This window comes from Rhizobium sp. CBN3 (assembly GCF_030518245.1).
Taxonomy (GTDB): Bacteria; Pseudomonadota; Alphaproteobacteria; order Rhizobiales; family Rhizobiaceae; genus Rhizobium; species Rhizobium aethiopicum_A.
In genome coordinates this window covers 151874-164567 of sequence record NZ_JAULSE010000005.1, presented here as the reverse complement: position 1 = coordinate 164567, position 12694 = coordinate 151874, and the positions used below count along the sequence as shown (strand labels likewise).

Genomic DNA, 12694 nt, shown 5'->3' with positions numbered 1-12694 from the left:
TCCCCGCGGGGGAGAAGATGCCGAAGGGCAGATGAGGGGGGAGCGAAGCGACGTCCTGAGCATGTGCGAAGGACAGGTTCTACTATGTCGCCCCCTCATCCGCCTGCCGGCACCTTCTCCCCGAGGGGAGAAGAGACTCGTTGCCTCTCCGCTCCTGGCGACGAGAATTCACCCCTTATCTAGCGCTTCCAACTCATCAATCAGCCCTTCGATCATCGACAGGCCCTGGCTCCAGAACGACGGATCGGTGGCGTCGAGGCCGAAAGGCTTCAAGAGTTCAGAATGATGCTTGGTGCCGCCGGCCTTCAGCAGTTCGAAATACTTCTCCTGGAAGCCCTTCTCGGCCGTCTGGTAGACGGCATAGAGCGAATTGACCAGGCAATCGCCGAAGGCATAGGCGTAGACATAGAAGGGCGAATGGATGAAGTGGGGGATATAGGCCCAATAGGTCTCGTAGCCTTCTGAAATATTGATCGCCGGCCCGAGGCTTTCCGACTGGACGGAGAGCCAGAGCTCGCCGATGTCGTCGGCGGTGAGTTCGCCAGCCTTGCGGGCGGTGTGCAGCTTGCGCTCGAATTCGTAGAAGGCAATCTGGCGCACAACCGTGTTGATCATGTCCTCGACCTTCTGGGCAAGCATCGCCTTGCGCTCGCGCCTGTCGGTGGTCTTTTCCAGGAGCGCGCGGAAGGTCAGCATCTCGCCGAAGACGGAAGCGGTTTCGGCCAGCGTCAGCGGCGTCTGGCACATCAGCGCGCCTTGGGCCCCGGCGAGAACCTGATGGACACCGTGGCCGAGTTCATGGGCAAGCGTCATGACGTCGCGCGGTTTTCCCATATAATTGACGAGCACGTAAGGGTGGGCCGAGGGAACCGTTGGATGAGCAAAGGCGCCAGGCGCCTTGCCCGGGCGAACCGGGGCATCGATCCATTGCTCGTCGAAGAAGCGCCTGGCGATATCGGCCATCTCGGGGGCGAAACTGCCGTAAGCCGAGAGCACCGTGTCCTTCGCGTCCGACCAGGAGATCACGGCGCTGGACGTTTCCGGAAGGGGCGCGTTGCGGTCCCAGAAACTCATCTGCTCCATGCCGAGCCATTTCGCCTTCATTTTATAATAGCGGTGCGAAAGGCGGGGATAGGCTTCCCGGACGGCTGCGGCCAAGGCGTCGACAACCTCGCGCTCGACGCGGTTTGCCAGATGCCTGGAGTCGGCGATATCCTCGAAGCCGCGCCAGCGGTCGGAGATATCCTTGTCCTTGGCAAGCGTATTGGTGATCAGCGTGAAGATGCGGATATTCGCCTTGAAGGTTTCGGCGAGCGCCATGGCCGCCTTGCGGCGCACTTCCGGATCCTTCTCCTGCAGCATGTTCAGTGCCACCTCGAGCGGCACTTTCTCGCCATCGATCTCATAGCGAAGCTCCGCCATGGTTTCGTCGAAGAGGCGATTGAAGGCGGAGGCCGATGTCATCGACTTCTCGAGGAAGAGCTGCTCCAGCCTGTCGTCGAGCTGATAAGGCTTATCTTTGCGCAGGTCGATCAGCCAGGGGCGATAATGGCCGGCGTCGGGGTCCTTGGCCATGCAAGCGTCGATGACGGCGTCGTCGATCCGGTTCAGCTCGAGCGCGAAGAACAGGAGATGGCCGGAGAATTCGGTGATCTTTGCCTGGACGTCGCCGTAGAGCTTGCCGTTGGCCGGATTGGTGGTGTCGGAGAAATAGGTGAGGCCGGCAAAGGAGCCGAGGCGGCCCATGATATCGTCAAGCGCCTCATATTCCTTCAGCGCCGCGCCGATGCCTTCCGTGCCGGTCTTCACTGCTGCTTCAGCGAGTTTGCCCTTCCACTTTTCTTCGAAAGCGATCGCGGCCTTGCCGGCCTTTTCCATGTCGGCGACGAAGGCGGTCGACGTGGCGGAGGGATAAAGATCCTGCAGTTTCCAGATCGGCAGGTCGCCGAGCGCCGGATCGGCCGCCGCCCCGGCTGGCGCTGCTGGCGAGAAAAAAAAGCCGGCGTGCAGGGGCTCGATTTTCATGGGCGCAATTCCTCTCCACATTATAACAGGTCTGTTTGAATAAGCGCGAGAGGCCCCCGCATCAAGGGCCTTTTGGCGCGTGAAAGGCCTCGCTTCGGCACGAAATCGGGTCTTCGCAATCGTTAAAATGCAATTATTTCTCAAAACTGGATGTTCAAGCCTTTCTGCCAGAGTGCGCTTCATGGTTTCGCATGAAGTGGAGCGACAATGACCGGTTACAATGAGCTCAAGGGAGCAGGGCAAATTCTCGTGGTCGAGGACGACCCGGTGCAGCGCCGCCTGCTCAAGAACGCAATCGAGCGTCACGGCCATGTCGTGCACCAGGCGGAAAACGGCCGCATCGGCTTGGAAATGGTCAAACGCGACAGCGGCCTTTTCAACGTCATCGTGCTCGACCTGATGATGCCCGAGATGACCGGCCTCGAGTTTCTCGATGCGCTTCATGAATTCGGCACGCAGATCCCCGTCATCGTGCAGACGGGCCAGGGCGGCATCGAGACCGTGGTGCAGGCGATGCGCGCCGGCGCCTTCGATTTCGTCGTCAAGCCGGTCTCGCCCGAACGGATCGCCACCTCGATCTCCAACGCCATGAAGCTCGACCAGCGCGAGGTGAAGGCGCGGGCTGGACGCCGGTCGCGCTCGGGCTCCGTCGGGTTCGACGACATCGTCTCGGCCAGCCCGGCGATGATCCGCGTCATCGATCTCGCCCAGCGGGCGGCGCAATCGAACATCCCGGTCGTGCTCGAAGGCGAATCCGGCGTCGGCAAGGAGCTGGTGGCGCGCGCCATCCAGTCCGGCGGCGACCGCTCCAACAAGCCGTTCGTCACCGTCAATTGCGGGGCGATCCCGCATAATCTCGTCGAGAGCATTCTCTTCGGCCATGAGAAGGGCGCCTTTACCGGCGCGACCGAACGTCACATCGGCAAATTCATGGAAGCCGATGGCGGCACCATCTTCCTCGACGAGATCGGCGACTTACCGCTCGAAGTGCAGGTGAAACTCCTGCGCGCCGTGCAGCAGGGCGAGATCGAGACGGTCGGCGCGCGCACCGCGCACAAGGTCAATGTCCGGCTGATCTCGGCGACCAACAAGGATTTGATCGAAGAGGTCAAGAACGGCCATTTCCGCGAGGATCTCTATTACCGCCTCAACGTCTTCCCGATTACCATTCCGGCGCTGCGCAAGCGCAAGGAAGACATCCCGCATCTGGTGCGCGTCTTTACCGACCGCTTCTCCAGCGAGCAGAAGAACGGCCGCCGCATGACCGTGAATTCAGGCACGCTGGCGCTGCTGACCGCCTATGACTGGCCGGGCAACATTCGCCAGCTCGAAAACGCGATCTTCCGTGCGGTCGTTCTCGCCGAAGGGCCGGAGCTGACGGAGGCGGATTTCCCGCAGATCGCCGCCCAGCTTCCGGAATATGAAGTGGTGGATCACCTGGCGCTCGTTGCCGACAATACCGGCCTCGACCCAGATGAAGCTTATGGCGAGGAATACCGGGCGCCGATGCCGGGTGAGGTGCACCACCGCCTGTCGGAGACTTCCGAAAACGCCATTGCCAGCGTCAATCCCTCCGGAGACGTGCGCAAACTTGCCGACGTTGAGGAGGAGCTCATCCGATTCGCACTCAAATTCTATCGCGGGCAGATGAGTCAAGTAGCGCGCAAACTTGGCATCGGCCGGTCCACACTTTATCGCAAGCTCAAAGATTACGGCATAGATCCCGATAATCCCCAGAAAGATGCGGCTTAGGACCCATTTATTAAGACTCGGGCAACCACGATTTGTTACTGATCATAAACCACTTGTTAGTGGCTCGTTCACTATGTAAAGAAAAGGTTGATCATGTGTGGCATTTTTGCCATCGTGTGACCGCATTTGACAGTCATCTGAGACAGTACGGGACATTGTCTGTCTGACGGGGATCGAGTTGCCGAATCTGAATGGGAATTCCAAGCCTTCGCGCTTGAGTTGGCGCTTGTTGTGCGCCGACATCTGCGGAAAGGCAGTAAGGACGGCAGCGGCCGCCCTTCTTGCGCTCGCGGTTTCCTCACCGGTATTCGTCAGTACACCTTCTGAGGCGGCAGGCGACACCCGCAGCCTCAAGCTTTATTTTATCCATACCGGCGAAAAAGCTGTCATCACCTATAAGCGCAACGGCAAGTTCGACCCCAAGGGTCTGGAGCAGCTGAACCGCTTCCTGCGCGACTGGCGCAAGAACCAGCCGACGAAGATGGACCCGCGCCTGTTCGACTTGATCTGGGAAGTCTACCGCCAGAGCGGTTCCAGGGATTATATCAACGTCGTCTGCGGTTTCCGTTCGCCAGGTACCAACGAGATGCTGCGCGGCCGCTCGCGCAATTCCGGCGTCGCCGAAAAGAGCCAGCACATGCTCGGCAAGGCGATGGACTTCTTCATTCCCGACGTCAAACTCGCGACGCTCAGGGCCATCGGCATGAAGATGCAGATCGGCGGCGTCGGCTTCTATCCGAAATCCGGTTCGCCCTTCGTGCACATGGATGTCGGCGGCGTTCGCGCCTGGCCGCGCATGAGCCGCGACGAGCTCGTCCGGCTTTTCCCGAACGGCAACACCATTCATATCCCGGCCGACGGCAAGCCGCTGCCCGGCTATCAGCAGGCGATGGCCGATTACAAGCGCCGCGTCAGCGGCACGCAGATCGAGATCGCCAGCGCTTCCGAATCGGCGCCGAAACACAAGACGCTGTTTGCAGCGCTGTTTGGCGGCGGGGCGGACGAACAGGAAGATGATTCCGACGATTCGGCTCCCGTTGCTGTCGCCAAGGCGACGCCGCCGAAGGCCGAGCCTGCTCCTGCCGAGCCGCAGCAGACCGAGGTCGCAGCCCTGAACGCGCCGGTGCCGCAGGTTCGCCCGGCCTTTAGCAACCAGCCGGCCGGCAGCGAGATGGCCAGCGCACTGGTGGCGCCGTCTTCGGGTAACGCCGCGCAGCAGGCCCTTGCCGCGGCGCTTCCGGCCGATCAGGCCCAGCCACAGCAATTCGCCGATCTCAGCGCTTACAGCATTCCCGTTCCCTCGCTTCTCGGCCAGCGCCGCGCGCCTGGTGACGCTGAGGTCGCGTCGGTCGATCCGAACATCCAGAACGGAATGCCGGTTCCCACTCCGGTCGAGCGCCCTGCCGTTGCCGAAAATCTGCTTGCGGCGGCGGATGCCGATCCGGAAGCGGAGGCAGACGAGGCCGATCAGGATGGCGGCCTGTCTCCCGCCATCGCCGACGCGCTCGAGCAGCAGAACAAGGATACGGAAAGCCAAGTCGCCTCGCATGAGCCTCAAATGAGCGTAGAGCAGGCAATCGCCGCCGCGATGCCGCAAAAGGCGGCCGCCGAAAAGCCGTCATTGCAGCTCGCTGCCTTGGCGCCGGCGACGAAATCGGCAAGCTTCGGTGACGCTTTCGACGCCCCAGCTGCCGAGAGCTCCGCGCCGCAGCCCCTTCCGGTCAAGGGCGGCCGCCCGACGCAGAAGGAAGCCGCCGCAGCCGATGCCAGCCGCACGACAGTGCGTACCGAGCCGAAGCTGACGCAGAAGATGATCTCGCAGTGGGCGCTGACCAATGCCCGTCTCGAAATGGCGTCCAAGCAGGTCAAGGCGCCGCGCTTCGTCAGCCAGACGATGCGCGCCCAACCGACCGCTGTCTATGCCGAGGGCTTCAACGTCAAGACCGCCTCGGTTGATCCCGCCCGCTTCAGCGGCACGGCCGTCAACTTCATGGAAGTGCGCAAGTTCAACACGAACTAAGTCTGCCGATCTGGTCAGACCGAAAAACCGCCGGAGTGATCCGGCGGTTTTCTTTTCACTGTTTGAGCGGTTGGACAGTTGGTCGGCCAGCAGGATCCGGCGTAAAAGAAAAGCCGCCGGAGGCGGCGGCTTTCGAAAGCAGCGATGTCGGCGAATCAGCCTTCCGGCGGCGCCTCGATCATGCCGAGTGCGTGCAGATAGGTGTCGAGGATTGCTTCCTCCTCCATGCGCTCCTGCTCGTCCTTCTTGCGCAGCGCCACGACCTTCTTCAGGATCTTGGTATCGAAGCCCATTCCCTTGGCTTCGCCATAGACGTCCTTGATGTCGTCTGCGATGGTCTTCTTTTCTTCTTCCAGCCGTTCAATGCGCTCGATGAAAGCGCGAAGCTGATCGCGGGCGACGCCATGAGCATCAGACATCGTGTTCTCCTGATTTTTCGGTGATCAATTCGGGATGCACGTGACTGCCGCGAAGCGGCGTCACGGTCAAGCCTGTTAAAGGCCAAGCGGACTATTTGTGTGGCTTGTTCAGCTCAAAAGCGGCCTTTTGCACAGGCGAGGCCTCCTTCTGGTGGAGGGTTTTCCAGTCCTCGTAGGGCATGCCGTAGATCATCTCATGCGATTCGTCCCGGCTGACCGGAACACCTTCGGCCTCGGCGGCCTCGCGATACCAGTTCGACAGGCAGTTGCGGCAGAAGCCGGCCAGGTTCATCAGATCGATGTTCTGGACGTCGCTGCGGTCACGAAGATGCGCGACCAGACGACGGAAGGCGGCGGCTTCGAATTCGGTCTGTTGTTCCTTGCTGAGCGCGGTCATCTCGCTCTCCTTTCATTCCGTGGACCTCAATAGGGGCCGGTGCGCGACGGATGGACGTCGTATTCGTGCAGGGCCGGATCCGCATTCATCGCTGCAAAAATCGGCGCCAGGCGCTCGGCCCATGCCGATATGCCGCCTTCATCCGCGATCAAATCCTGACGCACTTCGAGCAGGGCATGCGGAATGCCGGTCACCATGCAATGGCGGTACATGGTATCGCCCTTCAGAGCGCCATCATAGGGCTCGTTGTCGCCGACGACGAGATCGGAATCGGCCCGCAGCATGTCGAGCAGCGGGCCGACGGCGCGCCGGTCGCTGTCCCAGAGGACCGCGGCGTGCCAGGGTCGGGGAATGCTCTTCCACGCCGGCGTGAAAGAGTGCAGCGACAGCACCAGCGGTGCCTTGCCGGCGCTATTCGCCACCGTGTCGATCGTGCCTGCCACGGCATTGTGATAGGGGCGATGAAAGGCTTCGATCCGGTAATTCCATTCCTGCGGCGTGATCGGGTGATTGCCTGATATGACGGCGCCGTCCGAGATCTTCATGATCAGCGTCGGATCGTCCTCGCCGCGGTTCGGGTCGATCAGCAGGCGCGAGAAACCGCCGAGCACTGCCGGTACGCCGAGCCTCGCCGAAAGCTGTCGTGTCAGGCCCTCGATGCCGATGTCGTAGGCGATGTGGCGGGAGAAGGCAGAATCGGGCAGGCCGAGCCTTTCATACCGGGCGGGAAGGCGGTTCATCGCGTGATCGGCGAGGATCACCATGCCTTTGTCATGTTTTCCAGGTAGGATTTCGAAGGATTGAAAGTCGTCCATGAAGGAATTTGCCGTTGGCCATTGCGCAGTCGCGCCCAGTGATTGCATGAGCCCGCGACCGGTTCAAGCGCGACAGGCGAAGAGAGCGGATATGAGCCTCCGCGGGCAGTTATGAAAGGGAATATAATCGATTAGCATTGCGTTGACTTTCGGATGAGGGCGGCGCAAGAAGACACGGACATGAATAACCGTGGAGCTATTTGGGAGCCGTGTTGATTCAAGCCGCGCCAAGTTTCCTCACGCGGTCCGGACCGCTGGTCCGACTCGCCCTGTTTGCTCTTGCAGCCGCCATGCCGTTCTTCATCGCAGATGCCGCACGCGCCGATTTTCGCGTCTGCAACGGAACGCAAAATCTGGTTGGGGTGGCAATCGGATACAGGGCCAAGGACGGCTGGATCACGGAGGGTTGGTGGCAGGTGCCGGCAACGACCTGCGCCACGCTGATCGAGGGAGAATTGCAGTCGCGCTATTATTACCTCTACGCAGAGGACGCCGCCCGAGGAGGACGGTGGACGGGGGACGTGCAGATGTGCGTGGCGGAAAACGAATTCAAGATCTCGGGCGTACAGGATTGTTATGCCCGGGGTTACCAGAAGATGGGATTCAAGGAATATGACACGGGCCGCCAGGGCAGCTGGATGGTTCAACTCTCCGACACCCCAGGGACGCAAGAAAGTCAGAATTGATGAAGCGTAATCGCAAAATTAAAATCCTCGCCACCCTCGGGCCCGCCTCCGCCGAGGAATCGATGATCGAGAAGCTGCACCAGGCCGGTGCCGACGTCTTCCGCATCAATATGAGCCATGCGAGCCACGACCTGATGCGAACGCTCGTCCAGCGCATCCGCACGGTGGAAGCGCGCTCCGGCCGGCCGATCGGCATTCTCGCCGACCTGCAGGGGCCGAAGCTGCGTGTCGGCAAGTTTACCGACAGCAAGGTTGACCTGAAGCCCGGCCAGACCTTCACGCTCGACAACAATGAAGCGCTCGGCGACCAGAACCGCGTCTATCTGCCGCATCCCGAGATCCTGGAATCGGTGCAGCCTGGCCACCGCCTGTTGATCGATGACGGCAAGCTCGCCCTGCGCGCAGAAAAATGCGACGGCAAGAGTATCGTCACGACCGTTATTTCGGGCACGCGCATCTCCGACCGCAAGGGCGTCAGCCTTCCGGACACGCTGCTCGGCGTCGGCGCACTGACCGACAAGGACCGTTCCGATCTCGACGCCGTGCTCGCGACTGACGATGTCGACTGGGTGGCACTGTCCTTCGTCCAGCGTCCGGACGACCTTGCCGAGGTGCGCAAGATCGCCCGCGGCCGTGTCGGCCTGATGTCGAAAATCGAAAAGCCGCAGGCGCTCGAGCGCATCGAAGAGATCATCGAGCTTTCCGATGCCTTGATGGTCGCCCGCGGCGATCTCGGCGTCGAAATGCCGCTTGAATCGGTTCCCGGCATCCAGAAACAGCTGATCCGCGCCTGCCGTCGTTCGGGCAAGCCGGTGGTTGTCGCCACGCAGATGCTGGAATCGATGATCTCGGCGCCGGTGCCGACGCGCGCCGAAGTGTCCGACGTCGCGACCGCCGTCTTCGAAGGTGCGGATGCCGTCATGCTCTCGGCCGAATCGGCCTCGGGCGACTATCCGGTCGAAGCCGTCTCGACCATGGCCTCGATTGCCACCGCCATCGAGCGTGAGCCGCATTATCCCGGCATTATCTATGCCCAGCGCGCCCAGCCGGAAGCGACCGGCGCCGATGCGATCTCGCTTGCCGCGCGCCAGATCGCCGAAACGCTGAAGCTGTCGGCGATCGTCTGCTACACCTCGTCCGGCACGACGGGGCTTCGCGCCTCGCGCGAGCGTCCGCAGGTGCCGATCTTGGCATTGTCGCCGATCATCAAGACGGCGCGCCGGCTTGCCGTCGTCTGGGGCCTGCATTGCGTCGTCACCCATGATGCGACCGATCTCGACGACATGGTCAACCGCGCCTGCCGCATCGTCGCCGACGAAGGGTTCGGCAAGCCGGGCGATCGCATCATCATCTCGGCCGGCGTGCCGCTCGGCACGCCCGGCGCCACCAACATGCTCCGCATCGCTTATATTGGTTCGGACGGCCAGAGCGGTATCTGATCCGATCGCATCCGTGATGAAGCCCGCTGCCTGAAAAGGCGGCGGGCTTTTTTCGTTCATGTGACGAGGCATTGCCAAGGGATGCGTCGCATGCAAGTCTCGATCTCCGGGTTTGGAGGGATCACCATGGATGTCGTCACTCTTTTGGCTTTTGCGGCCGTTTCCTTCGTCGGTATCGCCACACCAGGGCCGACAGTGCTGCTGGCGTTGACAAATGGTTCTCGGCATGGGCTGCGCCGCGCGATCGCCGGCATGGTCGGCGCGGTTCTTTCGGATTTCGTTCTGATCGGCGCTGTGGCTGTCGGACTCGGCGCGCTGCTCGCGGCATCGGAATTCTGGTTCTCGATACTGAAATGGGCGGGTGCTGCCTATCTCGCCTTTCTCGGCATCATGCTCTTGCGCTCGAAGGGCACGATCGATGCGGCACTGAAATCCGATGAGGCGGCCATGAGATCGACCTTTTCGATCGGGCTGAAGAGCTTCATGGTCGCGGCGACGAACCCGAAGGGCTATCTCTTCTTCTCCGCCTTTCTGCCGCAGTTCATCGATCCCACTCAGCCGCAGACGGCGCAGTATATGCTGCTCGCCCTTGTCTTCGCTGTGCTCGATTTCATCATCATGTTCGGTTACGCTTTCTTCGGCTCGCAGGCGGTCCGTTTCCTGAAAACGTCAGGCGCCTTATGGCTGGAACGGGCCTGCGGCGGCGCGCTGCTCGCTCTTGCCGGGTCGCTTGCCTTTTACCGTCGGGCCACCGCCTAAACTCATCGGGCCAAGGACATATGGCCGACGCGATAGGTCTGTGCATCATCGCCGATCTCGGGAGGCTCTCGCCATAAGCTGAAGCGTATGCGGGTCCATGTCGTCGGTTCGAAGCCGGAGACGGAGGCGAGTGCGCCTGCCGCCAGATCGGCTTCGGCCTCTGCGCTTTCGGCCCGGCGGAGATCGGCAAGCGGTGCGTGGGGTTCCGTCTGCAGAATATTGCGGGTTGCGAACGCGGCAGCGGCGATATGGGGCGAGATTTGCGCCTCCCATACGATCCAGGTCTTCACCTGCGGCCAGCCGAAGGCCCTGGTGAGCGCCTGGAAACCCGTGCCGCAGAGGAAGTCGCCTGCCCGTTCCGGCCTCCGCCAGAGGTAGAAGGGCGCATACAGATTGTCGCGGCTGCCGAATTCGCTGGTGCGGGCGCTGAGATAGGCTTTGAAACCGAGATTGGGGAAGCCGTCGAGCAGCGGCCCCTTGTCGCGGATGCGGCGGTCGATGATCGACATGTCGTAATCGGCCGGCAGGGTAAAGCTGTATTGCATAGCGATCATGGCCGTGCCTCCACTGGATCCAGCCATTCGACAAAGCTGCCATTTTCCGCCGGCTGGATGCTGATATAGGTGAGCGGGCTGTCATCGGCGGCGCCATGCCAGTGGCGTTCGCCGGGCGCAAACCAGACCGCATCGCCGGCACGCAATTCCTCAACCGAACCGCCCTCGTTCTGTGCCAGACCCTGTCCCGCAACGACATAGAGCAACTGCCCCTTGGGATGGGTGTGCCAGCGGGTGATGGTGCCCGGATCGAGCGTGGCGCGCATCGCGGTATTTTCACCGTCGGTGCCTTCGAGCAGCATCTCAACCCAGAAGGGCGCGGTTGCCACGCCTTCGGGCGAGCGGGTCACCTTACCAGGCCGCCTGACGGTCATCGATTTCGGGTTCGAAGCGCTCATTGCCGGCCTCCGGCTACTTGCAGCCGCCAGTCCGGATCGGTCATTTGGGCGATTCCGTTGCCGAAGGACCAGTCCTCAGGCGCGCTGGTGCTGACGACGATCATCACGTCTTGCGGCCGCAAGCCCGGCGATTGGGCCAGCAGCTCGGCAAGCCGCCGATACAGCGCTGCCTTCATCTCCGCCGTTCGCGGCCGGCCGATCGTGACCGAGATATAGACGAAATCGTCCGAGCGCGGGCCGGCAAGATAGCTGCGGTCGAAGATCAGCTCATTCTCATCATGCTGATGGATGGCCTGGAAGCGGTCGTTCTCCGGCACGTCGAAGGTCTCGACCAGCGCGCGCTGGACGTTGTCGGCAAGCGCTGCGAGATATTCCTGTGACTTGCCTTTGCGAAGAGAGATGCGGACGAAGGGCATTGGGATCTCCATGGTTCGGGCCGTCCGGCGGCCTTGACAACAGCATCATCGCAGCACAGGATGATGCTGAAAATCAGAATTTTATGGATCAACTGTCCCGAAAATTGGAATTATATAATGCGGCGGACGATCTTCGATCTCGATGTGCTTCGGACCTTTTCGACCGGCATGGAGCTCGGGAATTTCGCCAGGGCGGCAGAAAAGCTCGGGCGTTCGACGTCAGCGGTCAGCGCGCAGCTGAAGAAGCTGGAGGAACAGGCGGGCACGCCAATCTTCCGCAAGGCGGGCCGCGGGCTGGCGCTGACCGATGCCGGCGAAACGATGCTCGGTTATGCCAGACGGTTGCTGGAGCTCAATGATGAGGCGGCGGCGGCCGTGCACAGCGTCGAGCTGGAAGGCTGGGTGCGGCTCGGTCTGCAGGAGGATTTCGGCGAGACCTTGCTGCCTGAGGTGCTCGGCCGTTTCGCGCGCGCCCACCCGAAAGTCCGCATCGAGGCGCGGGTGGTGCGCAATGCCGAACTGCTCGAGCGGGTCACCTCAGGCAAGCTCGATCTGGCGCTTGCCTGGAGCGACGGGACACTGTCGGCGCATTGCGAGCGCATCGGCGAAGTGCCGATGTGCTGGATCGGCCCTGCCGAGGGACAGCCCGGCTGGCATGCGGCAAGCGGCGAGCCGATGCCGCTTGCGTCGCTGGAGGCGCCGTGCCTGTTGCGCAGTGCGGCGACCAGGGCGCTCGACGCGGCGGGCATTTCCTGGCGGCTCGCCTTCGTCAGTCCCAGTCTCGGCGGCCTCTGGGCAGCGACGGCGACCGGCCTCGGTTTGACCATCCGCACGCCGATCGGCCTGCCGGCAAAGGTCCGGGCGCTCGCGCCAGAGGCACTCGGCCTGCCTGAGCTGCCGAAGCTCGGCCTGGTGCTGCATAGAGCGGAAGCTGAGCTGCAACCGGCTGCGGCGCGGCTTGGCGAGCTGGTTCTACAATCCGTGCATGGCGCGCTGCACGGGACGGCAGGCTGA

13 protein-coding genes are annotated in these 12694 nt (G+C 62.0%); 6 read left to right on the top strand and 7 right to left on the bottom strand.

Annotated elements, in window-relative coordinates:
- Nucleotides 1-168 precede the first annotated feature (168 nt).
- Nucleotides 169-2025 carry a M3 family oligoendopeptidase gene (locus QWJ46_RS10330; RefSeq protein ID WP_302751068.1) on the bottom strand — a complete coding sequence of 619 codons (1857 nt, stop codon included), beginning with the start codon at nucleotides 2023-2025 and terminating at the stop codon, nucleotides 169-171.
- A gap of 207 nt (nucleotides 2026-2232) precedes the next feature.
- Between QWJ46_RS10330 and QWJ46_RS10325 the strand changes: the two genes are divergently transcribed.
- Both QWJ46_RS10325 and QWJ46_RS10320 read left to right on the top strand, forming a co-directional pair.
- Entirely contained in the window at nucleotides 2233-3777 is a 1545-nt protein-coding gene (locus tag QWJ46_RS10325; protein WP_184455006.1) for a sigma-54 dependent transcriptional regulator, read from the top strand.
- 178 nt (nucleotides 3778-3955) lie between these two features.
- Nucleotides 3956-5797, top strand: coding sequence for a DUF882 domain-containing protein (locus QWJ46_RS10320; RefSeq protein WP_184455007.1), 1842 nt, complete (start codon nucleotides 3956-3958; stop codon nucleotides 5795-5797).
- 155 nt (nucleotides 5798-5952) lie between these two features.
- Here QWJ46_RS10320 and QWJ46_RS10315 read toward each other — a convergent pair whose 3' ends face one another.
- From QWJ46_RS10315 to QWJ46_RS10305, 3 genes are all read right to left on the bottom strand, one after another.
- Complete coding sequence (locus QWJ46_RS10315) at nucleotides 5953-6216, bottom strand: DUF2312 domain-containing protein (protein WP_008533181.1); 264 nt, start codon at nucleotides 6214-6216, stop codon at nucleotides 5953-5955.
- 91 nt (nucleotides 6217-6307) lie between these two features.
- Complete coding sequence (locus QWJ46_RS10310; protein ID WP_184455008.1) at nucleotides 6308-6613, bottom strand: DUF1244 domain-containing protein; 306 nt, start codon at nucleotides 6611-6613, stop codon at nucleotides 6308-6310.
- Nucleotides 6614-6639: 26 nt separating this feature from the next.
- Nucleotides 6640-7428: an N-formylglutamate amidohydrolase gene (locus QWJ46_RS10305; RefSeq protein WP_302751067.1), complete on the bottom strand. Its 789-nt coding sequence runs from the start codon at nucleotides 7426-7428 to the stop codon at nucleotides 6640-6642.
- A gap of 200 nt (nucleotides 7429-7628) precedes the next feature.
- On the opposite strand from QWJ46_RS10305, the gene QWJ46_RS10300 reads away from it, so the two are divergent.
- The 3 genes from QWJ46_RS10300 (at nucleotide 7629) to QWJ46_RS10290 (ending at nucleotide 10312) form a co-directional block, all read left to right on the top strand.
- The gene (locus QWJ46_RS10300) at nucleotides 7629-8114 is read left to right on the top strand and encodes a DUF1036 domain-containing protein (RefSeq protein WP_011426762.1); all 486 of its coding nucleotides are present in this window, start codon (nucleotides 7629-7631) and stop codon (nucleotides 8112-8114) included.
- Nucleotides 8114-9553 carry a pyruvate kinase gene (gene pyk, locus QWJ46_RS10295; protein WP_302751066.1) on the top strand — a complete coding sequence of 480 codons (1440 nt, stop codon included), beginning with the start codon at nucleotides 8114-8116 and terminating at the stop codon, nucleotides 9551-9553. The genes QWJ46_RS10300 and pyk overlap by 1 nt, the downstream gene beginning before the upstream one ends.
- 126 nt (nucleotides 9554-9679) lie before the next feature.
- On the top strand, nucleotides 9680-10312 hold the full coding sequence (locus QWJ46_RS10290; protein WP_184455141.1) for a LysE family translocator: 633 nt from the start codon (nucleotides 9680-9682) through the stop codon (nucleotides 10310-10312).
- Nucleotides 10313-10314: 2 nt separating this feature from the next.
- Here the strand turns inward: QWJ46_RS10290 and QWJ46_RS10285 are convergent, their stop codons facing one another.
- From QWJ46_RS10285 to QWJ46_RS10275, 3 genes are read right to left on the bottom strand one after another with little or no spacing between them, the layout of a single operon-like run.
- Nucleotides 10315-10866 (bottom strand): DUF4865 family protein, encoded by a 552-nt coding sequence (locus tag QWJ46_RS10285; protein ID WP_184455011.1) that lies wholly within the window; start codon nucleotides 10864-10866, stop codon nucleotides 10315-10317.
- Nucleotides 10863-11264, bottom strand: a complete 402-nt coding sequence (locus QWJ46_RS10280; RefSeq protein ID WP_184455012.1) for a cupin domain-containing protein — start codon at nucleotides 11262-11264, stop codon at nucleotides 10863-10865. The genes QWJ46_RS10285 and QWJ46_RS10280 overlap by 4 nt, the downstream gene beginning before the upstream one ends.
- Nucleotides 11261-11680 (bottom strand): tautomerase family protein, encoded by a 420-nt coding sequence (locus QWJ46_RS10275; protein WP_184455013.1) that lies wholly within the window; start codon nucleotides 11678-11680, stop codon nucleotides 11261-11263. The genes QWJ46_RS10280 and QWJ46_RS10275 overlap by 4 nt, the downstream gene beginning before the upstream one ends.
- Nucleotides 11681-11797: 117 nt before the next feature.
- Here QWJ46_RS10275 and QWJ46_RS10270 point away from each other — a divergent pair, with 117 nt between their 5' ends.
- The gene (locus QWJ46_RS10270; protein WP_302751065.1) at nucleotides 11798-12694 is read left to right on the top strand and encodes a LysR substrate-binding domain-containing protein; all 897 of its coding nucleotides are present in this window, start codon (nucleotides 11798-11800) and stop codon (nucleotides 12692-12694) included.